This window comes from Streptomyces sp. PL-25 (assembly GCF_058344915.1).
The window spans coordinates 1,281,607-1,303,397 of record NZ_CP136997.1 but is presented as its reverse complement, the minus strand read 5'-3'; the positions used below and the strand labels follow the sequence as shown (position 1 = coordinate 1,303,397).

20 protein-coding genes are annotated in these 21,791 nt (G+C 74.9%); 15 read left to right on the top strand and 5 right to left on the bottom strand.

The genetic code is table 11. The features are described from left to right. Positions 1-714 precede the first annotated feature (714 nt). Positions 715-2,004, top strand: a complete 1,290-nt coding sequence (locus R4Z62_RS05765) for a hypothetical protein (protein ID WP_491519263.1) — start codon at positions 715-717, stop codon at positions 2,002-2,004. Then, complete coding sequence (mycP, locus tag R4Z62_RS05760) at positions 2,001-3,209, top strand: type VII secretion-associated serine protease mycosin (RefSeq protein ID WP_491519262.1); 1,209 nt, start codon at positions 2,001-2,003, stop codon at positions 3,207-3,209. The genes R4Z62_RS05765 and mycP overlap by 4 nt, the downstream gene beginning before the upstream one ends. 49 nt (positions 3,210-3,258) lie before the next feature. Here mycP and R4Z62_RS05755 read toward each other — a convergent pair whose 3' ends face one another. Next, the gene (locus R4Z62_RS05755) at positions 3,259-4,080 is read right to left on the bottom strand and encodes a serine hydrolase (protein WP_491519261.1); all 822 of its coding nucleotides are present in this window, start codon (positions 4,078-4,080) and stop codon (positions 3,259-3,261) included. 60 nt (positions 4,081-4,140) lie between these two features. Between R4Z62_RS05755 and R4Z62_RS05750 the strand changes: the two genes are divergently transcribed. Continuing rightward, positions 4,141-4,878 carry an SseB family protein gene (locus R4Z62_RS05750; protein WP_064531814.1) on the top strand — a complete coding sequence of 246 codons (738 nt, stop codon included), beginning with the start codon at positions 4,141-4,143 and terminating at the stop codon, positions 4,876-4,878. A gap of 81 nt (positions 4,879-4,959) precedes the next feature. Here the strand turns inward: R4Z62_RS05750 and R4Z62_RS05745 are convergent, their stop codons facing one another. Continuing rightward, a complete protein-coding gene (locus R4Z62_RS05745) occupies positions 4,960-5,316 on the bottom strand; it encodes a DUF1844 domain-containing protein (RefSeq protein ID WP_064531811.1) in 357 nt (118 codons plus the stop codon). Positions 5,317-5,688: 372 nt separating this feature from the next. Here R4Z62_RS05745 and infC point away from each other — a divergent pair, with 372 nt between their 5' ends. From infC to R4Z62_RS05695, 10 genes are all read left to right on the top strand, one after another. After that, positions 5,689-6,339, top strand: coding sequence for a translation initiation factor IF-3 (gene infC, locus R4Z62_RS05740; RefSeq protein ID WP_079158847.1), 651 nt, complete (start codon positions 5,689-5,691; stop codon positions 6,337-6,339). A 111-nt stretch (positions 6,340-6,450) separates the two neighbouring features. Beyond that, positions 6,451-6,645: a 50S ribosomal protein L35 gene (gene rpmI, locus R4Z62_RS05735; protein WP_007829094.1), complete on the top strand. Its 195-nt coding sequence runs from the start codon at positions 6,451-6,453 to the stop codon at positions 6,643-6,645. Positions 6,646-6,755: 110 nt separating this feature from the next. Next, complete coding sequence (gene rplT, locus R4Z62_RS05730; protein WP_006141703.1) at positions 6,756-7,139, top strand: 50S ribosomal protein L20; 384 nt, start codon at positions 6,756-6,758, stop codon at positions 7,137-7,139. A gap of 164 nt (positions 7,140-7,303) precedes the next feature. After that, positions 7,304-8,167 (top strand): TrmH family RNA methyltransferase, encoded by an 864-nt coding sequence (locus R4Z62_RS05725; RefSeq protein ID WP_064531807.1) that lies wholly within the window; start codon positions 7,304-7,306, stop codon positions 8,165-8,167. A 64-nt stretch (positions 8,168-8,231) separates the two neighbouring features. Then, complete coding sequence (locus R4Z62_RS05720; protein ID WP_355478597.1) at positions 8,232-9,368, top strand: sensor histidine kinase; 1,137 nt, start codon at positions 8,232-8,234, stop codon at positions 9,366-9,368. A gap of 175 nt (positions 9,369-9,543) precedes the next feature. Then, positions 9,544-10,674 (top strand): phenylalanine--tRNA ligase subunit alpha, encoded by a 1,131-nt coding sequence (gene pheS, locus R4Z62_RS05715; RefSeq protein WP_381737028.1) that lies wholly within the window; start codon positions 9,544-9,546, stop codon positions 10,672-10,674. Then, positions 10,674-13,232, top strand: coding sequence for a phenylalanine--tRNA ligase subunit beta (pheT, locus tag R4Z62_RS05710; protein ID WP_491519260.1), 2,559 nt, complete (start codon positions 10,674-10,676; stop codon positions 13,230-13,232). The genes pheS and pheT overlap by 1 nt, the downstream gene beginning before the upstream one ends. Before the next feature lie 134 nt (positions 13,233-13,366). Continuing rightward, positions 13,367-14,269, top strand: coding sequence for a PP2C family protein-serine/threonine phosphatase (locus R4Z62_RS05705; RefSeq protein ID WP_237305308.1), 903 nt, complete (start codon positions 13,367-13,369; stop codon positions 14,267-14,269). 255 nt (positions 14,270-14,524) lie between these two features. Beyond that, positions 14,525-15,886, top strand: a complete 1,362-nt coding sequence (locus R4Z62_RS05700; RefSeq protein ID WP_491519259.1) for an NsdA family TPR-like regulatory protein — start codon at positions 14,525-14,527, stop codon at positions 15,884-15,886. A 102-nt stretch (positions 15,887-15,988) separates the two neighbouring features. Beyond that, positions 15,989-16,519, top strand: coding sequence for an NUDIX hydrolase (locus tag R4Z62_RS05695; RefSeq protein WP_079158846.1), 531 nt, complete (start codon positions 15,989-15,991; stop codon positions 16,517-16,519). Between the two features lie 85 nt (positions 16,520-16,604). On the opposite strand, the gene R4Z62_RS05690 is transcribed toward R4Z62_RS05695, so the two are convergent. Then, a complete protein-coding gene (locus R4Z62_RS05690) occupies positions 16,605-17,465 on the bottom strand; it encodes a 3-hydroxybutyryl-CoA dehydrogenase (RefSeq protein ID WP_018570297.1) in 861 nt (286 codons plus the stop codon). Positions 17,466-17,640: 175 nt separating this feature from the next. On the opposite strand from R4Z62_RS05690, the gene R4Z62_RS05685 reads away from it, so the two are divergent. Next, a complete protein-coding gene (locus R4Z62_RS05685) occupies positions 17,641-18,891 on the top strand; it encodes a glycoside hydrolase family 10-like protein (RefSeq protein WP_491519258.1) in 1,251 nt (416 codons plus the stop codon). A 141-nt stretch (positions 18,892-19,032) separates the two neighbouring features. On the opposite strand, the gene R4Z62_RS05680 is transcribed toward R4Z62_RS05685, so the two are convergent. Together R4Z62_RS05680 and R4Z62_RS05675 are read right to left on the bottom strand one after the other, a co-directional pair. After that, positions 19,033-19,236 (bottom strand): DUF1918 domain-containing protein, encoded by a 204-nt coding sequence (locus tag R4Z62_RS05680; RefSeq protein WP_064531789.1) that lies wholly within the window; start codon positions 19,234-19,236, stop codon positions 19,033-19,035. A gap of 106 nt (positions 19,237-19,342) precedes the next feature. Beyond that, on the bottom strand, positions 19,343-20,275 hold the full coding sequence (locus R4Z62_RS05675) for a DMT family transporter (protein WP_385501095.1): 933 nt from the start codon (positions 20,273-20,275) through the stop codon (positions 19,343-19,345). Between R4Z62_RS05675 and R4Z62_RS05670 the strand changes: the two genes are divergently transcribed. Continuing rightward, the gene (locus tag R4Z62_RS05670; protein ID WP_491519257.1) at positions 20,274-21,719 is read left to right on the top strand and encodes an aminotransferase-like domain-containing protein; all 1,446 of its coding nucleotides are present in this window, start codon (positions 20,274-20,276) and stop codon (positions 21,717-21,719) included. The two genes, R4Z62_RS05675 and R4Z62_RS05670, sit on opposite strands and share 2 nt — an antisense overlap. Positions 21,720-21,791 lie beyond the last annotated feature (72 nt).

The following is a 21,791-nucleotide window of genomic DNA, read 5'->3' as shown; positions in this document are numbered from 1 at the left end:
CCGGGATGGCTCCTCGTCCGTACGGGTATGCGTGTCCGGTGACGACCAGTCGGCGCCGGGCGGGGCGACGAGGACGGCGGCCGGGCACGAGAGCACGGCTCGGCACAGTGAAACGGGGGGTGCATGAGCACGGAAGCACGCCACGCTCCGATACCTCCGCGCCCCGCGCACCCGCCCCGCACTCCGGCGCACCCGGCCGACGAACCCCGCGCCCCCCGGAGCGACGCCACGGCGCCCTCGGGCCCGCAGCCGGTGCGGCCGGCGCAGACCGTGCATCCGGCCCCGGGCGCGCGTCCGGCCCAGAGCGCGGCCGGGGGCGTGGGCGGGGCCGTCCCGGACAGCCCGCCTCCGCCGCCCGCCTCGGCCCGCTTCCCCGACGCGCCGCCCCGCGTCGGACGCGCGGACGCGGCGCGCGACGGCGCCCCCGGTACGTCTCCCGGCGCCTTCGCCGGGGGCGGGACGGGGACGCGGTCCGCTTCCCCGCACGCCCCACGGCCCGCGGAGGGCACCGGGACCGCCGTCGGCGGCGAGGACCGCCACCCGCGAGCGCCCCACGCCCCGCACCGCCCGGTCCGCCCGGCCGGGCCCGCGCCCGCCGTGCCTCCGTCCGCGACCGCCGCGTCCCCGTCCGCGCCCCGGCGCGCGGTGCCGGGGCCGGGCCGCGGCGCGGCGCAGTCGGCCGACAGGTCCGCGCCGGGCGCGGGACCCGGTCCCGTGTACGGGACGCGGCGCGCGGCCGGCGGGCCCTCCGGCTCCGGCACCGGCCCGGATCAGGGACCGCTCCCGGCCGCCGGGCCCCTCCCCGGCGCGGGCGCCGCCTCCCCCCGTACCGCGCCCGACCCGTCCGTCCCGCCCGCGCCGTCCGTCCCGCGCGTCCCGGCCGCGGAAGCCGGGCCGACGACGCCCGGCCACGGCGTACCGCCCGCTCCTGCGGCCCGGCCGCCGCGCCCGCCCGTCCCGCCCGCCCGGCACCCCGGCCGCCCCGGCCCACGACCGGCCCACGACGGTTCCCCCAGAACCGGCACCGGCACCGGCGAGCCCCCCGCCGCGCCCGGCCCCGCGCTGCCGTGGACCACGCCCGGCGCGTACGGCACACCCGCGGCACCCGGGACGCGTACGGCACCCGGGACACGTACGGCACCCGCCGCCCCCACCGCCCCCGGCGCGTACCCCGGCCCGGCCCGCCCCTACGTCCTGCTCGGCGAGCCGGAGGGCTACGACGCGCGCGGGCGCGGGCGCGCCCTCGGTGTGCGGATCCGGCCCCGGGCCGCGCTGGCCGCCGCGTGCGTGGTCCTCGGACTCGGACTCATCGGCGGCGCCGTGACCGGCAGTTGGCTCACCGGCGACTCGGGCGACGGCGGCGCCGCCGGTACCTTCGCCGCGGCGGGCACCCTGTGGCACAGCATTCCGGTCGACCGGCTCTTCCCGCCCACCGTGGACGGCCGGGGCGCCGGACCCGGCGGCGCCGACCGCACCTGGACCCGGATCGCCGTCGCCCCCGACAGCGGCTGCGCCGACGCCTTCGACCCGCTGCTGCGCAAGGCCCTCTCCCCGGTCGGCTGCACCCGCCTGCTGCGCGCCACCTACACCGACGCCACCCAGAGCTTCGTCACCACGGTCGGCCTGCTCTTCACCAAGGCCGACGCCCCGGCCATGCGTTCCCTGGCCGTCCGCTTCCGCGACGAGGGCCTCGACCGCCGCACCGACCTGCTGCCCCGCCCCTACGCCGCGCCGGGCACCGTCGCCGCCGCCTTCGGCGACCGGCAGCGCGCGTCCTGGACGGTGTCCGTGCTGACGGAGGCCCCCGTGGTGGTGTACGCCGTCTCCGGCTGGGCCGACGGCCGCGCGGCCGACGTCCCGCAGCCCGCCGCCGACGCGATGAAGGCGGGCGCCGCCACGCCCGCCGCCCAGGCGGGACTCGGCCACGAGGCGAAGGGCCTGGCCGACCGCATCGAACGCGGCTTCCGCACCACCGCGGGCCAGGCCACGGAGAAGCCCTCATGAGACCCGCCGTCCGGCGCCGCAGCGGTGCCCTGAGCCTGTTCCTGGCCGCCGCGCTCGCGCTCGTCCCGGCCACCGCCGCGCACGCGGACGGCATCCGCGCCCAGCAGTGGGCCCTGGACGCCCTGCACACCCAGGACCTGTGGCACCACACCCGGGGCAAGGGCGTCACCGTCGCCGTCCTGGACACCGGTGTCGAGGCCGACCACCCCGACCTCGCGGGCAACGTCCTGCCGGTCAAGGACCTGATCGGGTTCGGCGCGCGGCGCGGTGACGGCACCTGGGCCCGGCACGGCACCGCCATGGCCGGCATCATCGCCGGGCACGGACACGGCCCCGGCGGCTCCGACGGCGTCATGGGGATCGCGCCCGAGGCCGAGATCCTCCCCGTCCGGGTGATCCTGGAGGACGACGACAAGGCACGCGCCCAGGCGCGCACCACCCGGGGCAACGCGCTCGCCGACGGCATCCGCTGGGCCGCCGACCACGGCGCCGACGTCATCAACCTCTCCCTGGGCGACGACTCGGACTCCGCCCACCCCGAGCCCGCCGAGGACGAGGCCGTCCAGTACGCGCTGAAGAAGGGCACCGTCGTCGTCGCCTCGGCGGGCAACGCCGGCGACAAGGGCGACCACGTCTCCTACCCGGCCGCCTACCCGGGCGTGATCGCGGTGACCGCCGTGGACCGCTACGGCACCCGGGCCGCCTTCTCCACCCGCCGCTGGTACGCCACCGTCAGCGCGCCCGGCGTCGACATCGTCATCGCCGATCCGGACCACAAGTACTACAAGGGCTGGGGCACGAGCGCGGCCTCCGCCTTCGTCTCGGGCGTCGTCGCCCTCATCGAGGCGGCGCATCCGGGCCTGGCCCCGGCGCAGATCAAGAAGGTCCTGGAGGACACGGCCCGGGACGCCCCGGTCGGCGGACGCGACGACTCCCGCGGCTTCGGCATGATCGATCCCGTCGCCGCCGTCGAGGCCGCCGGCCGGCTGAAGCCCGCGGAGCTGCGCACGGCGGCCTACGGCGGACGGTACTTCGGCCCCGGCCCCGACCCGGCGGGCTCGGACGACGGGACCGACTGGGCGGGCCTCCTCGCCGGCGGTACGGGCGGCGTCCTGCTGGTCGCGGCGGTCCTCCTGTGGCGCGGCCGGCGCGCCCGCGACACCGCCGACACCACCGCCGACACCGCCGTCGGCTTCCAGCCGTAGGCGCCCCGGGCTTCCAGCCGTGGCCCTCCGGGCGAGCCCCCTGACACGGTCAGCCGGCGACGGACGGCGCGGTGGCCGAGAAAGGCGAAGGGGAAGGCGGAGGGAAAGGCGAAGGGGCAGGGGGAGCGCCCGGGGCGAACACCGACACCGCCGCCCGCGCCGACTCCTCCACCAGCAGGACGCCCTCCTCCTTCGTCGCGTTGCCGTGCGACAGCACCGCCACCAGCCGGTCGGCGCCGCCCGCCGTCACCCGGCCGATGCTGTTGACGACCCACAGGCGGGTGGTGCCGCGCGGCAGCCAGCCGTTCTTCAGGGCCCAGTCGGAGCCGTCGGCCGCGGCGGACACCCCCCAGTCCTGGCCCTCGGCGATCCGCCCCATCAGCGTCCGGACGTACGCGCGCGAAGCGGCGTCCAGCGGTGACCCGGCCGTCCCGAAGACCTGCCGGAGCAGGGTGACCTGGTCGGCGGCGGTGGTCCGGGTCAGCCCCCACAGCGGGCCCTCGCCGCCCGTGGTCCCCGTCAGCCCGAACCGGCGGTGCGCCGCGTCCAGCCCGGCGGCCCCGCCGATGCCCCGCCACAGCGCCGAGGCCGCGTCGTTGTCGCTGTGCTCGACCATGGCGGCCGCGTCCGTCCGCTCCCGCGCGGTCGGCGGCCGTCCCGCGTCCTGCGCCCGCAGCAGCACGGCCGCCAGGATGCCGACCTTGACGATGCTCGCCGTCTCGAACGTCCCGTCCCCGTACCGGGCGCACTCCCCGGAGGCCGGGTCGCGGACCGCCACCGAGACGGCGGCGCCGCCGGCCACCGCCACGGACCGCATCGCCGCCCCCAGCAGCGCACCGCGGTCCACCACCGGCTCCCGCACGGCCCCCATCTCCGCCCTCCCGCTCGACCCCGCCGCCGACGATACGCGGCCCCGGATAGGCTCGGAGCCGTGGCGAACAAGAACATCCCGGACCCCGGTTTCTCCGACGACGACGGCTCGGCCGACCCCGCGCTGAGCGCGGCGCTCGCCGCCTGGGCGCAGGACCGCACCGCCGTGGACGGCGTGCTGCGCGCCCTCAAGGGCGCCCGGCTGCTGGTGCCCGTCGTGGCCGTCCTCGGCGAGGTCGAGGAGGACGAGAACGGGCTGCGCCGCGAGAAGACCAGCGACATGGCCGTACCGACCCTGAAGGCGGGGCACCGCACCGCGCTGCCCGCCTTCACCTCCACCGCCTCGCTGGCCCGCTGGGATCCGGCGGCCCGCCCGGTCGCCGTACCGCTGCACCAGGCGCTTCAGGCCGCCGCGCACGAGAAGGCCGACACGGTCGTGCTGGACCTGGCCGGGCCGGTGGCGTTCGAGCTGACCGGGGCCGCGCTGCGCGCGCTCGCCGAAGGCCGGACGACGGCCGACCCGCTCGCCGACCCGGCGGTCCTGGCGGCCGTACGCGACGCGGTGGCCGCCGAACCGGCGGTGCTGAGCGCCCGCCTGGGGCCGGGGCAGGCGGACGGCACCCTCGCGCTCGTCCTCGACCCGGCCGCCACGCAGGCCCCGGCCGACACCGCCCGCGCGGTCGCCGGCCGCCTGGCCGCCAGCGAGGCGCTGAGGGCCCGCCTGGTGCGCGGCCTCGACCTGGCACTGCTGCCGGCCGGGGCGACGCCGCCGGGCGAGCCCTTGTACGTGCGGGGGTAGTCTCCGGTACCCGCGGGGAAGTCCTCGTAGGCGTACCTGAGGGGCGGTCCTCGCACGCCTCTCGCGGCCGCGACGCGCGGGTCAGCCGTAGACCGGGCCCGTGTACTTCTCGCCCGGACCCTGGCCCGGCTCGTCCGGCACGACCGACGCCTCGCGGAACGCCAGCTGCAACGACTTCAGGCCGTCCCGCAGCGGCGCCGCGTGGAAGGAGCTGATCTCGGTCGCGCTCGCGTCCAGCAGTCCGGCGAGCGCCGTCACCAGCTTGCGGGCCTCGTCCAGGTCCTTGTACTTGTCGCCCTCGTCCGTCAGGCCGAGCTTCACCGCGGCGGCGCTCATCAGGTTGACGGCGACCGTCACGATCACCTCGACCGCGGGGACCTCCGCGATGTCTCGGGTCATGGCGTCGAAATCGGGGGTCTCAGGAGGGGTCTCACTCATGCCCCACACGATAGGCGGTCCCGCCCGCCGCGCCCCGATTAGCCCTGGTCCGGTCGGCCTGCTAATCTGGTGGGCGACCGGCTGGACACGCATGCCCCACGGCGAGCGGGCCCGGCCCACAAGTGGAGGCTTCGAACTCCCACCCGACCGCCCCCCGGGCGGCGGGTCACCGGTCAGACGGCCCCGTCCCAGCGGCGGCGATCCGTCCGAATGCGCGCCCCGCGGCCATCGCGGCGGTCGCTCCGGTAGTTCGAGGAGCCCCGCCTGTGATCGTCCGGGGCATTTTTGTTGCTGCGGCGCGGTTAGGTCTTACGAACACAGACGTACGCGGCTGTCCGCCAGACCGCCGCGTGGTGCTACCGAGGAGGATCCATCAGCGCCGAGCCCCGCATCAACGACCGGATTCGCGTTCCCGAGGTGCGACTTGTCGGTCCCAGTGGCGAGCAGGTGGGCATCGTCCCGCTGGCCAAGGCACTGGAGCTTGCGCAGGAGTACGACCTGGACCTGGTCGAGGTCGCGGCGAACGCCCGTCCGCCCGTGTGCAAGCTCATGGACTACGGGAAGTTCAAGTACGAGTCGGCCATGAAGGCCCGTGAGGCGCGCAAGAACCAGGCGCACACGGTCATCAAGGAGATGAAGCTCCGGCCGAAGATCGACCCGCACGACTATGACACCAAGAAGGGTCACGTCGTCCGGTTCCTCAAGCAGGGCGACAAGGTCAAGATCACGATCATGTTCCGTGGTCGCGAGCAGTCCCGGCCCGAGCTGGGCTACCGGCTGCTGCAGCGCCTCGCGGAGGACGTCCAGGACCTCGGTTTCGTCGAGTCGAACCCGAAGCAGGACGGCCGCAACATGATCATGGTTCTCGGTCCGCACAAGAAGAAGACCGAGGCGATGGCCGAGGCCCGCCAGGCGCAGGAAGCCCGCAAGGCAGACGCGAAGGCCAACCCCGGCAAGTCGCAGAACGCCGCGGACACCGAGACGCCTGCCGAGGAGCCCGCCGAGGAGCACGCCGAGGCGTGACCTCCGGGGACCCCGCGTCCCAGGTTGTAACCGAAACAAGAGCGACGCTCCACCGTGCCCGGTTCTCGCGACCGGGCACCGGAGCGCCACCGACGAGGAGAGAACGGCGCTATGCCGAAGAACAAGTCGCACAGCGGTGCCAGCAAGCGCTTCAAGGTCACCGGCTCCGGCAAGGTGCTCCGTGAGCGCGCCGGCAAGCGCCACCTGCTCGAGCACAAGTCGTCCCGTCTGACGCGTCGCCTCACCGGCAACGCCGAGATGGCCCCGGGCGACGCCAAGAAGATCAAGAAGCTTCTCGGCAAGTGACGTCGCGGCGCCCGATCGGCTGATCCGGCGCACCGCACGTCAGGACCGGGACCCAATCGTTTCCGGGCCGTGTGAAGACCCCCACGGCCCCGCTACAAGGAGTCAAACAAGTGGCACGCGTCAAGCGGGCAGTCAACGCCCACAAGAAGCGCCGGGCGATCCTCGAGCAGGCCTCCGGCTACCGCGGTCAGCGCTCGCGCCTGTACCGCAAGGCCAAGGAGCAGGTCACCCACTCGCTGGTCTACAACTACAACGACCGCAAGAAGCGCAAGGGTGACTTCCGCCAGCTGTGGATCCAGCGCATCAACGCCGCTGCCCGCGCCAACGGCATCACGTACAACCGCTTCATCCAGGGTCTGAAGGCCGCCAACGTCGAGGTCGACCGCAAGATCCTCGCCGAGCTGGCCGTGAACGACGCGAACGCGTTCGCCGCGCTCGTCGAGGTCGCGCAGAAGGCTCTGCCCAGCGACGTCAACGCGCCGAAGGCCGCGTGACGCCGCACCGGACCTGAGCCGGTGACCGAAGGACCCGCAGGCTTCACGGCTTGCGGGTCCTGCTGTTGGGGGCCCGCGCGCGGCATACCCGCCACGAGACGTCCTCCGAGAGCGATCCTTCTGAGAGCAATCCTTCCGAGAGCAATTCTTCCGAAAGCAAGAGGATGCCGCCCGCCACTCCCGAGCTGATCTCCCCCCGCTCCGCCCGCGTCGGCGCCGCCCGGCGGCTCGCCAAGCGGAACTTCCGGGGCAAGGACCGGCTGTTCCTCGCCGAGGGACCGCAGGCCGTACGGGAGGCCGCCGCGCACCGGACACCGGCCGGCGACGCCACGCTCGTGGAGCTGTTCGCCACGGTCGAGGCCGCCGAGCGCTACCCCGACATCGTGGGCGAGGTCCGCGCCGCCGGTGCCCGGGTGCACCTGGCCGCCGACGACGTCATCGCCGACATCTCCACCACCGTCACCCCGCAGGGCCTCGTCGGCATCTGCCGGTTCCTGGACACCCCGTTCGAGGAGATCCTCGCCGCCCGGCCCCGCCTCGTCGCCGTCCTCGCCCACGTACGCGACCCCGGCAACGCCGGCACCGTGCTGCGCTGCGCCGACGCCGCCGGGGCCGACGCCGTCGTCCTCACCGACGCCTCCGTCGACCTGTACAACCCGAAGGCCGTACGCGCCTCCGTCGGCTCGCTGTTCCATCTGCCGGTCGCCGTCGGCGTCCCCGTCGAAGCGGCGGTCGCCGGGCTGAAGGGCACCGGGGTGCGCATCCTCGCCGCCGACGGCGCGGGCGGCGACGACCTCGACGACGAGCTGGACAAGGGCACCATGGGCGGCCCCACCGCCTGGGTCTTCGGCAACGAGGCGTGGGGGCTGCCCGAGGAGACCCGGGCACTGGCCGACGCCGTCGTGCGCGTCCCCATCCACGGCAGGGCGGAGAGCCTGAACCTCGCCACCGCCGCCGCCGTGTGCCTCTACGCGTCGGCCCGCGCACAGCGCGCCCCCGGAGGATGCCGCTCCGTCACCTCCGGCTAGGACAGGTCCTAGTAGGGTGGCCAGCTCGGGGGCCCGCTGCACCATCGGGAAGGTGGGGTAAGGGATGAGTGTCGGCACGAGCGGGGCGATTCCGGGCACACACGGCGTACCCCGGCCGTCCGTGCCACCGGACGCGGCCGCCGCGGGGACGGGACCCGACCCCGACGAGCTCCCCGACGGCCTGGTGATCGCCGACGAAACCGGCCGCGTCACCTGTTTCAATGCCGCGGCCGCCCGCATCACCGCCGTCCCCGCCGACCAGGCCCTCGGCCGGCACCTGGAGAAGGCCCTGCCGCTGGAGGACCTGGAGGGCCGCCGCTGGTGGCAGCTCACCGACCCCTACGGCGGCCTCGCCATCCGGGTCGCCCAGCCCGAGCGCAATCTGCTGCTGCCCGGCGGCCGCGAGGTCCTGGTCTCCGCCCGGTACGTCCGCGAGCGCACCGGACCGGTCCGCCGCGTCGTCGTCTGCCTGCGGGACACCGAGGCCCGCCGCCGCACCGAGCGCAGCCACGCCGAGCTGATCGCCACCGTCGCCCATGAACTGCGCTCCCCGCTGACCTCGGTCAAGGGCTTCACCGCGACGCTGCTCGCCAAGTGGGAGCGGTTCACCGACGACCAGAAGCGGCTGATGCTGGAGACGGTGGACGCCGACGCCGACCGCGTCACCCGGCTCATCGCCGAACTGCTCGACATCTCCCGCATCGACTCCGGCCGCCTGGAGGTGCGCCGCCAGCTCGTCGACATAGGGGCGGCGGTCGGCCGCCACGTCCAGGCGTACGTGGCCGCGGGCCAGCCCGCCGACCGGTTCCTGGTCCGCCTGGAACAGCCGCTGCCCGTCCTGTGGGCCGACCCCGACAAGATCGACCAGGTGCTGAGCAACCTCATCGAAAACGCGGTGCGCCACGGCGAGGGAACCGTCACCATTGACGTCACGCCCGCGGTGTCCCCCCGAGAGGGAGAGGACGCCGGCACGTCGGTCACGGTGAGCGACGAGGGGCCCGGCATCCCGGAGGAGTCCATGAACCGCGTCTTCACCCGCTTCTGGCGGGGCAGCAAGCGCGGCGGCACCGGCCTCGGGCTCTACATCGTCAAGGGCATCGTGGAGGCCCACGGCGGCACCATCACGGTCGGCCGCGCGCCGGGCGCCGGCGCGCGGTTCCGATTTACCCTGCCCGTGGGCACCCCGGCACACCTGCTCTGAGCACCGGCCGGGGACCCACGGGCGCATTCGCTTTCCCCAGCCCCGTTAGACTCGGCCTTTGGCACCTTTGCGTCCCAGAAACGGAGACGATTCGTCCATGGGTCGGTGACGGGGACCGTCAGCCTGGTGGCACCTCCCAGCGGCAGCTGGAAGACAATCGGAAGCACGGGAAGAGATGTCGGCACCGAATAAGTCGTACGACCCTGTCGAGGTCGAGGCGTTGAAACCGGAAGAGATCGAGCGCATGCGGGACGAGGCGCTCGCCGCCTTCGCCGCCGCGGACTCGCTCGACGCGCTCCACGAGGCCAAGGTCGCCCACACCGGCCCGGCCTCGCCGCTGGCGCTCGCCAACCGGGAGATCGGCGCCCTGCCCCCGCACGCCAAGGCGGAGGCGGGCAAGCGCGTCGGCATGGCCCGCGGCGCGGTGAACAAGGCCCTCGCCGCCCGCCAGGGCGAGCTGGAGGCCGAGCGGGACACCCGCGTCCTGGTCGAGGAGGCCGTCGACGTCACGCTGCCCTACGACCGCGTACCGGCCGGCGCCCGCCACCCGCTGACTACGCTCTCGGAGCGCATCGAGGACATCTTCGTCGCCATGGGCTACGAGGTCGCCGAGGGCCCCGAGGTCGAGGCGGAGTGGTTCAACTTCGACGCCCTGAACATCGGCCCGGACCACCCGGCGCGCAGCGAGCACGACACGTTCTTCGTGCGCGGCGCCGACGAGGGCTCCGGCGCCGCCGACTCCGGTCTCGTCCTGCGCACCCACACCTCGCCCGTGCAGGCCCGCTCCCTGCTGGAGCGCGAGCTGCCGGTCTATGTGATCTGCCCCGGCCGGGTGTACCGCACCGACGAGCTGGACGCCACCCACACCCCGGTCTTCCACCAGGTCGAGCTGCTGGCCGTGGACGAGGGCCTGACCATGGCCGACCTCAAGGGCACCCTGGATCACATGGTCCAGTCGCTGTTCGGCGAGGGCATGAAGACCCGGCTGCGGCCGAACTTCTTCCCGTTCACCGAGCCGTCCGCCGAGATGGACATGGTGTGCTACGTCTGCCGCGGCGAGTCCGTCGGCAACCCCGACCGCCCCTGCCGCACCTGCTCCTCCGAGGGCTGGATCGAGCTGGGCGGCTGCGGCATGGTCAACCCCCGGGTGCTCACCGCCTGTGGTGTGGACCCCGAGAAGTACAGCGGATTCGCCTTCGGGTTCGGCATCGAGCGGATGCTGATGTTCCGCCACAACGTCGAAGACATGCGAGACATGGTCGAGGGTGACGTCCGGTTCACCCGGCCGTTCGGGATGGAGATCTGATGCGGGTCCCGCTTTCTTGGCTGCGGGAGTACGTCGACCTGCCGGCGACGGAGACCGGGCGCGACGTCCAGGCCAAGCTCATTCCGGCCGGCCTGGAGGTCGAGACCGTCGAGCAGCTCGGCGCCGACCTCAAGGGGCCGCTCGTCGTCGGCCAGGTGCTCACCATCGAGGAGCTGGAGGGCTTCAAGAAGCCGATCCGCTTCTGCACCGTCGACGTCGGCCGGGCCAACGGCACCGGCGAGCCGCAGGAGATCGTCTGCGGCGCCCGCAACTTCGCCGTCGGCGACAAGGTCGTCGTCGTGCTGCCCGGGGCCACCCTGCCCGGCGGCTTCTCGATCAGCGCCCGCAAGACCTACGGCAGGGTCTCGCACGGCATGATCTGCTCCGCCGACGAACTCGGCATGGGCGACGACGGCACACACGGCATCATCGTGCTGCCGCCCGAGCACGAGGTGGGCACCGACGCCATCGAGCTGCTCCAGCTCGTCGACGAGGTGCTGGACATCGCGGTCACCCCCGACCGCGGCTACTGCCTGTCGATCCGCGGCGTGGCCCGCGAGGCCGCCATCGCCTACGGCCGCCCGCTGCTCGACCCGGCCCTGCTGGACGTACCGGCGCCGAACGCCTTCGGGCACCCGGTGAAGATCGCCGACCCGTTCGGCTGCGACCGCTTCACCGCCCGCACGGTGACCGGCCTCGACCCCGAGGCGCGCTCCCCGATCTGGCTGCGCCGCCGCCTCCAGAAGGCCGGCATGCGCCCGATCTCGCTCGCCGTGGACATCACCAACTACGTGATGCTGGAGCTGGGCCAGCCGCTGCACGCCTACGACCGCTCCCGCGTCCAGGGCACCATCGGCGTGCGCCGGGCCGAGCGCGGCGAGCAGCTCACCACGCTCGACGGCGTCACGCGCACGCTGTCCGCCGAGGACCTGGTCATCACCGACGACCGCGGCCCGATCGGGCTCGCGGGCGTCATGGGCGGCGCCAACACCGAGATCGACGACACCGAGGGCACCACCACCGAGGTCGTCGTCGAGGCCGCGCACTTCGACCCGGTCGCCGTCGCGCGCACCGCCCGCCGGCACAAGCTGTCCTCCGAGGCGTCCCGCCGCTTCGAGCGCGGCGTGGACCCGCAGGCCGCCTCCGCCGCCGCCCAGCGCACCGTGGACCTGCTGGTCCTGCTCGCCGGCGGCACCGCCGAGGCGGGCGTCACCGAGATCGTCGCGCCGGCCGCGCCGCGCACCATCACGATCCCGGCCGACCACCCCGACAAGGTCGCGGGCGTCACCTACGGCCGGGAGACCGTCGTACGGCGGCTCCAGCAGGTCGGCTGCGACGTCGTGGGAAATACTGCCGCGTGGAACGCGTCGTTGGGGGGCGGTGGTCGGGCGACGGGCGGGCAGGACGAGCTGATCGTCACGGTGCCGTCCTGGCGCCCCGACCTGACCGACCCGAACGACCTGGCCGAAGAGGTCATCCGGCTGGAGGGCTACGAGAACCTGCCCTCCACGCTGCCCCGCCCGCTGCCCGGCCGCGGCCTGACCGGGCGTCAGCGCCTGCACCGCCGCGTCGGCCGCGCGCTGGCCGGCGCCGGTTACGTCGAGGCGCTGAACTACCCGTTCATCGGCGAGGCCGTCCTCGACCAGCTCGGCCTGGAGGCCGACGACCCGCGCCGCCGCCGGGTCACCCTCGTCAACCCGCTCTCCGACGAGGAGCCCGCCCTGCGCACGACGCTGCTGCCGGGGCTGCTCGGCGCGCTGCGCCGCAACGACGGGCGCGGTGGCCACGACCTGGCGCTGTTCGAGACCGGCCTGGTCTTCCGGCCCACCGGCGAGGAGCCGGCGGCGGCCGTGCTGCCCGCCGACCGCAGGCCCACCGACGAGCAGCTCGCCGCCCTGGACGCGGCGCTGCCGCGCCAGCCCCGCCGGGCCGCCGTGGTGCTCGCCGGAGCCCGCGAGCAGGCCGGCTGGTGGGGCAAGGGCCGTCCGTCCGACTGGGCGGACGCCGTCGAGGCGGCACGCACCGTCGCCCGCGAGGCCGGGGTGGAGCTCAGCGTCCGCGCCGACCAGCACACCCCCTGGCACCCCGGCCGGTGCGCCGCGCTGTACGCCGAGGTGGACGGCGCCGAGACGCTCGTCGGCCACGCCGGCGAGCTGCACCCGCGGGTGGTCAAGGCGATGCACCTGCCGGAGCGCACCTGCGCGATGGAGATCGACCTGGACCTGCTCCAGCGGGCCGGCGAGGGCCTGTTGCAGGCGCCGCGGATCTCCACGTTCCCGGTGGCCACCCAGGACGTCGCCCTGGTCGTGGACCAGCCGGTCCCGGCCGCCGAGGTCGAGGCCGCGCTGCGCGAGGGCGCGGGTGAACTCCTGGAGTCCCTGCGGCTGTTCGACATCTACGAGAACGCCGAGCAGCTCGGCGAGGGACGCAAGTCGCTGGCGTACGCCCTGCGCTTCCGCGCCCCCGACCGCACCCTGACGGTGGACGAGGCGTCCGCCGCCCGCGACGCTGCGGTGGCCCTGGCCGCCGAGCGCACCGGTGCGGAGCTGCGGAGCTAGGCCCCGGCCCCCGGCTCACTCGTTCGGGTGGCAGGGCCGGTGATCCGGCCCTGCACCCTTTCGAGATCGACAGAATCGGACCGGCCCCCTCGGGGCCGGTCCGCGCTGTCAGCGCCTCTTGGGGGGCCATGGTCATGATCCGCATCAGGGCTGGCTCTCCGCGCGGGGTGCGCTCCGGCGCCGTCTTCCTGGCCGTGGGCACCTGCACCGGCCTCTTCCTGCACGCCCGGCGGACCATGCTGCGCGAGCTGCGCCAGGCGCGCGCGGTCGCGGGTGCCGCGCAGAGCGCGCTGCTGCGCCCCCTGCCGCCCCGGATCGCCGGGCTCGACGTGGCGGCGGCCCAGCTCTCCGCGGACCGGGGCGCGGCCGTCGGCGGCGACCTGTACGAGGTGAGCGCCACCGAGCACGGCGTACGCCTGGTCATGGGCGACGTCCGCGGCCACGGCCTCGCCGCCCTCGGCACCGCCGCCATCGTGCTCGGCAGCTTCCGCGAGGCCGCCCACGACGAACCCGACCTCGACGGGGTGCTGCGCCGCCTGGACCGGGCGCTGGCCCGCCACCGGCGCGACCGGGACGATCCGCGCCGGCCGGCCGCCGAGGACTTCGTCACCGTCCTCCTGATGGAGATCGCCGAGGACGGCTCCCTGCGCGCCCTCAACTGCGGGCACCCGTGGCCGTACCGGCTGAGCGGGACGGCGGCCGAGCCCGTGTCCCGGGCCGAACCGCTGCCGCCGCTGGGCCTGTTCCCGCTGCCGGCCGCGCTGCCCGCGGCGGACCTCGGCCCGCTGCGGCCCGGCGAGACCCTGCTCCTGCACACCGACGGTGTGGCGGACGCCCGGGACGCCCGGGGCCGGTTCTTCCCGCTGCGGGCGGTGCTCGCGCAGACCGCCCGCCTCGGCCCGCTCCCGGCGCCCGTGCTGCTGCGGGCCGTCTTCACCCGGCTGCTCGGTCACACCGGTCCCCGCCCCGCGGACGACGCGGCCGTCCTCGTGATCCGCAACGGCCGGGGCGACGGAAGCGGTACGACTCCGCCGTAGCGCCACGCCGTCGGCCGCCGCCCGCCCCGCCTCGGAGTGCCGGGCAGACGGCGGGGCGGGCGGCGTGTGGCGGGCCGCCGCACTGTACGAGGGGGAGGCGGCGGCCCGGCCGGCCTCTTGACGAGGCATCTCAGTCAACCGGCCGCCCACGCCGAGCGACAGCGCGCGCACCGTGCGGATGCGCGCACTCCGTTCACACCCCGTGTGAACCGCCGCGCACTACGCTGTCCGCACCGAGCCACCCGGGGGGCCGACATGCAGCCCAACACACTGCTCGACGCGATCCTCGACGAGGCGGGCGTCTCGCACGCCGGTCTCGCCGCGCACGTCAACCAGGCCGGCCGGGCGCGCGGTCTCGCGCTCCGCTACGAACACACCGCCGTGGCGCGCTGGCTGAAGGGCCAGCGTCCCCGGGGCCAGGTGCCCGACCTGATCTGCGAGGTGCTGGCCGCCCGGCTGCACCGCACCGTCACCCTCGACGACATCGGCCTGGGCGTGCCCGGCGAGCCGTCCGCCGCGCCCGGCGCCTCCCTGTCCGGCTTCGTCGAGCGGGCCACCGCCCTGTGGCGCTGTGACGAGCGGCGGCGCCCGCACCTCCTGGGCGCACCCGCCGTCACCGGCACCCCCGCGGTGATGCCGGTGTGGGAGTGGGAGAACCCGCCCGAGGACAGGGACGTCTCCCGGGGCGGCCGGCACCGGGTCACCGCGGCCGACATCGAGATGCTGCGCGCGGCCCGCGCGCACTACGAGCTGATGTACCGCAAGACCGGCGGGGTGGCGACGCACGGCCGGATCGTGGGCTTCCTCACCGCGGAGGCGGCCCCGCTGCTGCGCGGCGGCTACACCGACGCCACCGGCCGCCTGCTGCACCGGGCCACCGGCGGTCTGGTGGCCGTCGCGGGCATCTGCGCCTACGACTCCGACGCGCACGGCCTGGCCCAGCGCTACTTCCACCAGGCGCTGCGCCTGGCCAAGGCCAGCGGGGACCGGGGCCTGGGCGCGTACGTGATAGCGCTGCTGGTCAATCAGGCGCTGTTCATGACGGAGTACCGGCAGGCCGTCGCCTTCGCCGAGGCGGCGCTGCGCACGGCGGGCCGGCACATCACACCTGCCCTCGCCTCCGACCTCCACGCGATGCAGGCCAAGGCGTACGCCCACCTCGGGGACGGCGGCGGCGCGCTGTCCTGCATCGCCCGCGCCGAACAGGCCGCCGAACGCATCCGGCGCGGGCACGAACCCGACGAGACCGGCTATGTCCAGCCCGGCCTGGTCAATGTGCAGGTGGCGGAGGCGCTGCTCAGCCTCGGGGAGCTGGCCGCCGCCGAGGAGCACGCGGCGGCGGCCGTGCACAACCCGGCGCACGACCGGGGCCGGGTGCACCGGCTCGCCATGCTGAGCACGGTCGAACTGCGCCGCGGGGACGCGGACAAGGCGGTGGCGACGGCGGTGCTGATGACCGAGCAGGCCCGCGGGATGGAGTCCCAGCGGCTGCGGGACCGGCTGCGGGCGGTGCGCGAGCATCTGCTGCGCAGCGGCTGCGCGGGCACCGCTGAGGCGGCCGAACTCATCGACGGGGCGCTGCGCGTGCCCCTGTCCACCGGGGTCACGGCCCGCTGACCCCGCGCCCGCCGCTGCTCCGCGCGCGGCTCGCCGTGCGCCTGCCTGCCGTAGGAGCCCGGCTGCGATATTGCCACTGACCCGACGGAAGGTGGCAGAACCGTGCAGTGGACGAAAGAGAACGAACAAACGGTGTATGAAAACCGCTGGTTCAGCGTCAACCTCGCGGATGTGGCGCTGCCGGACGGCCGGCACCTCGACCACTTCCTGATACGGCTGCGGCCCGTCGCCGCCGCCACCGTGGTGAACGAGGCGGGCGAGGTCCTGCTCCTGTGGCGCCACCGCTTCATCACCGACAGCTGGGGCTGGGAACTCGCGGCGGGCGTCGTCGAGGACGGCGAGGACATCGCCCGCGCCGCCGCCCGGGAACTGGAGGAGGAGACCGGCTGGCGGCCGGGCCGCCTGCACCACCTGATGACCGTCGAACCGTCCAACGGCCTCACCGACGCCCGGCACCACATCTACTGGTCCGACGAGGGCGAGTACACCGGAGAGCCGGTGGACGCCTTCGAGTCCGAGCGCCGCGAATGGGTCCCGCTGAAACTCGTCCCCGACCTGATCGCCCGCGGCGAGGTCCCGGCCGCCGGCATGGCCGCCGCGCTGCTCCTGCTGCACCACCGCGCGGGCGGCTGAACGCCACGGGCCCGGCGCCATCCCGGCGCCGGGCCCGCACTCGGCCCCGCGGCTCTCGTGCCGCCCCGCCGCAGAGGTACGTACGTCAGCCGTAGGTGTAGAACCCCGACCCGCTCTTGCGTCCGAGCCGGCCCGCGTCCACCATCCGCTGGAGCAGCGGGGGAGCGGCGTACAGGGGCTCCTTGTACTCCTCGTACATCGAGTACGCGACGGAGGCGACCGTGTCCAGGCCGATCAGGTCGGACAGCTTCAGCGGGCCCATCGGGTGGGCGCAGCCCAGCTCCATGCCGTTGTCGATGTCCTCGCGGCTGGCGATGCCCGACTCGAACATCCGGATCGCGGAGAGCAGGTAGGGGATCAGCAGCGCGTTGACCACGAAGCCGGAGCGGTCCTGGGCGCGGATCGCGTGCTTGCCGAGCACCTTCTCGGTGAACAGCTGCGCCCGGCTCAGGGTGCCCTCGGAGGTGGTGAGCGCCGGGATCAGCTCGACCAGCTGCTGCACGGGGGCCGGGTTGAAGAAGTGGATGCCGATGACGTGGTCCGGGCGGGCGGTGGCGACCGCCAGCTTGACCAGCGGGATCGATGAGGTGTTGGACGCCAGGATCGCGTCCGGGCGGGTCACCACCTGGTCGAGGACCTGGAAGATCTCGGTCTTGACCTGCTCGTTCTCCACCACGGCCTCGATCACCAGATCGCGGTCGGCGAACTCGCCGAGGTCGGTGGTGAAGGAGAGGCGCGCCTGGGTGGCGTCCCGCTCCTCCTCGCTGATCTTGCCGCGCTCGGCCGCCTTGGCCAGGGAGTTGAACAGCCGGGTCCGGCCGATCTCCAGGGCCTCGCCGGTGGTCTCGGCGACCTTCACGTCCAGGCCGGCCCGTGCGCACACCTCGGCGATGCCCGCACCCATCTGGCCGCAGCCCACCACTCCGACGCGTTCGATGTCGGTCACATCGTCCCTTTCGCTGCTGATCTTCGGCGTGTGGCAGGCGGCCCATGTGTGCGGTGCCTGCTCCGATCGAGCACGTTACCCCCGTCGTGCCGCCGATCGGCGGGCCGGGTCGTGCATGCTGTCCCGGTGCACGGTCCGTGACGGCGCGGATCCACGGCGTACTGGGGGTTTCCGGATGGGCCGAGTGACACGGAGGGCGTTCACCGTGGCCGCCCTGTCGACGCTGGCGGTGTCGCCGGGCGCGACGGCGGCGCCCCAGCCGCCCGGCACGCCCGCGGGCGCCCGCGGCGGGCACGGCACCACCGAGATGCGCGGCATGTGGCTGGCGACCGTGGCCAACCGGGACTGGCCCTCGCGCACCGGACTGACCGTGGCCCGCCAGCGCGGCGAGCTGACCGCGCTGCTCGACGCGGCGGTGCGCCGCCGGCTCAACACCGTGATCTTCCAGGCGCGGCCCGCCGCCGACGCGCTGTGGCCCTCGCCCTACGAGCCCTGGTCGCGGTTCCTCACCGGCACCCAGGGCAAGGACCCCGGCTGGGACCCGCTGGGCACCGCGGTCACGGAGGCGCACGCGCGGGGACTTCGGCTGCACGTCTGGTTCAACCCGTACCGGGTGGCGCTGGAGGAGGACCCGTCCCGGCTCGCCGCCTCCCACCCGGCCCGCAAGCACCCCGGCTGGACGGTGCCCTACGGCGGGAAGCTCTACTACAACCCGGGGCTGCCCGAGGTGCGGGCCTTCGTGCAGGAGGCGATGCTCGACGCGGTCCGCCGCTACCCCGTCGACGGCGTCCACTTCGACGACTACTTCTACCCGTACCCGGTGGCCGGGCGGACCTTCGACGACGCCGCCGCGTACGCGCGCCACGGCGGCGGCTTCGCGAGCAGGGCCGCCTGGCGGCGCGACAACATCGACCGGCTGGTGCGGGAGATGGCGTCCGGCGTCGCCCGGATCAGGCCCGGTACCGCGTTCGGGATCAGCCCGTTCGGGGTGTGGCGCAACGCCTCGACGGACGCCCGCGGTTCGGCGACCAAGGCGGGCGTCCAGACGTACGACGACCTGTACGCGGACACCCGGCGGTGGGTGCGCGAGGGCTGGATCGACTACATCGTCCCGCAGCTGTACTGGAACATCGGCCAGAGCGCCGCCGACTACGCCGCGCTGGTGCCCTGGTGGGCCGAGGTGGCGCGGGGCAGCCGCACCCAGCTGTACGTGGGCGAGGCGCTGTACAAGGAGGGGGACGCGAGTCAGGGCGCCGCCTGGCGGGACCCGGACGAGCTGTCCCGGCACCTCACCCTGGCGAAGAAGTACCCGCAGGTGCGCGGGCATGTGTTCTTCTCCGCCAAGGAGGTCGCCGCCGACCCGGCCGGGGCGATGGCGCGGGTCGTCGCCGGCCACTACCGGCAGTCGGCGCGGCCCCCGCAGTGAGCCGGGGCCGTCCGACGGGACTGTCGGGACCCGAGTCCGCCCGGATTCCGCCCGGATTCGAGTCCGCCCAGGACCCGGTCGCGGCGGACCGCGTCCGGGCGCCGGGCTCTCGCGGCGGATCCGCGTCGGATGCCGCTCGTGCTACTGCTGGTGCCGGTGTTCCTCGTGATGACGGATCTGGCAGTCGGGGCCCGGTGACATCACGGCCTCGTGCCCGTCCTCGAACCGGACGCGGTAGGGCGGGCTGCCCTCCGTGCCCATCACTTCGACCACTTCGCTGACCTGGTCGTGCTGGCCGACCACCCGGCCGTGCTGCACGAGCTGGTCGCCTTTGGCTGCGCGCATCTGCGGGGCCTCCTCACCATGCGGGGGAGCTGCGGTCCTCGTTCCCGAGTCTACGGCGCGGAGCGCGGCGGGAACCTGGTGTGCGACCGGCACCGGTGCGGCCCGGTCAGCCGCGCGCCCGCTGGGTGACGGCGATGCACACGAGCACGGCGGCGGCCGTCAGCGGTGCGGCCGGCGTCAGACGCTCGCCGAGCAGCAGCACCGACCACACCAGTGTGAGCAGCGGCTGGGCCAGCTGCAACTGGCTGGCCTTGGGGATGCCGATGGCCGCCATGCCCCGGTACCAGACGACAAGACCGAAGAACTGCGAGCCCAGCGTCACCCACAGCAGCCCGGCCACCGCGTGCGCCCCCAGCCGCACCGGCTCGTACGCCAGCGCCAGCGCGGCCCCCGGCACGGTCACCGGCAGGCACAGCACCAGCGCCCAGCCGATCACCTGCCAGCCCGGCATGATCCGGGCCAGCCGCCCGCCCTCGGTGTAGCCCGCCGCACACACCAGCAGCGCCGCGAACAGATACCCGTCGGCGGCCGACAGCGCGCCGCCGCTCTGCTGCACGGTGAAGGCGACCACGGCCGCCGCGCCCGCCAGCGCCGCCGCCCAGAACGTCCGCGAGGGCCGGGCGCCGACCCGCAGGGCCGACAGCAGCGCCGTGGTGAGCGGGAGCAGGCCCACGACGACCGCCGCGTGCGCCGTCGTCGACGTCCGCAGGGCCAGCGTGGTCAGCAGCGGGAAGCCGAGGACGACCCCGGCGCCCACCACCGCGAGGCCGAACCAGTGGCGGCGCGCCGGCAGCGGCACTCCCGTCGCGAGCAGGCAGCCGCCCGCGACGAGCGCGGCGAGCACGCTGCGCACGGCCACCAGCGACCACGGCCCGAAGCCCTCAAGGCCCCACGCGGTGGCCGGGAAGGTGAGCGAGAAGGCGACGACGCCGAGGCCCGCCTGAAGGAGACCGGACCGGGGCCCGGAGGAGGCCGGCGAAGCGGCCTGGCCGTCGACCGCTATCCGGCCGCGCGCGGTAGCGCTACTCTGTGCTTCCATGCATGAGCGTAACAGTGTGGGGGAACTGGCCCAACGCCTCCGACAGGAGCTGGACCGCTACTCGCCCGGTGGAAAGCTCCCGTCCAGCAGAGCCCTCGTGGAGCGCTACCGGGTGAGCCCGGTGACCGTCTCCCGCGCCCTGGCGCGACTGGCGGCCGAGGGCCTGGTCGTCACCCGTCCCGGCGCCGGTGCGTTCCGCGCCGCGCGGCCGGCCGCCCCCGCCGCCGTCGGGGACACCTCCTGGCAGGCCGTCGCGCTCAGCGCGGACGGCGCCGCCGACCTCGTACCGCGCACGGTGGACGCCTCCGGGGTGACCGCCACGCTCGCCGTGCCGCCGCCCGGCGTGATCGAGTTCAGCGGCGGCTATCCGCATCCCTCGCTCCAGCCCGAGCGGGCCATGGCCGCCGCGCTCGCCCGCGCGGGCCGCCGCCCCGGCGCGTGGGGACGGCCCCCGCTGGAGGGCCTTCCCGAGCTGCGCGAGTGGTTCGCGCGGAGCATTGGCGGCCCCGGCGGCACGGTCACCGCGGCCGAGATCCTGATCGCGGCGGGCGGGCAGTCGGCGCTCACCACCGCCCTGCGCGCCCTGGCGCCGCCCGGCGCGCCGGTGCTGGTGGAGTCGCCGACCTATCCGGGCATGCTGGCCATCGCCCGGTCGGCGGGGCTGCGGCCCGTCCCGGTGCCGGTGGACGCCGACGGGGTGCGCCCCGAACTGCTGGCCGACGCGTTCCGGGCGAGCGGCGCGCGGGTCTTCGTCTGCCAGCCGCTGTTCCAGAACCCCACCGGCGCGGTGCTCGCCCGGGACCGGCGCGCGGCGGTGCTGCGGACCGCCCGCGCGGCCGGCGCCTTCGTCGTCGAGGACGACTTCGTACGGCATCTGGTGCACGAGGACGCCGGACCGCCGCCGCCCCCGCTGGCCGCCGACGACACGGACGGCGTGGTGGTGCACGTCGCCTCGCTGACCAAGGCGACCTCGCCCAGCTTCCGGGTGAGCGCGCTGGCCGCGCGCGGCCCGGTCCTGGAACGGCTGCGCGCGATCCAGGTGGTCGACGCCTTCTTCGTGCCCCGGCCGCTCCAGGAGGCGGCCCTCGAACTGGTCGGCTCGTCCGCCTGGCCGCGCCATCTGCGGGCGCTGTCCGCCGAGTTGCGTGTCCGGCGGGACACCATGGTGAGCGCACTGCGGCTGCACCTGCCCGAACTGGCCCCCGACCACGTCCCGTCGGGCGGCTACCATCTGTGGCCGCGCCTGCCGGACGGCGCGGACGAGACCGCCCTGGCCGCCGCCGCGCTGCGAGCGGGCGTCGCCTTCACCCCGGGCCGCCCCTACTTCTGCGCCGAACCCCCGGCCGGGCACGCCCGGCTGAGCTTCGCCGCGGTCGGCGGGAGCGCCGAGATCGCCGAGGGAGTACGCCGCCTGCGGAGCGCCTGCTCCGAAGTGCTCGGCTGAGCGACCGGCAACCGGCAACCGGTACGGAACCGGGGCCGGGGGAGGACGCGCCCCCGGGCCCGGGTGCCGTGA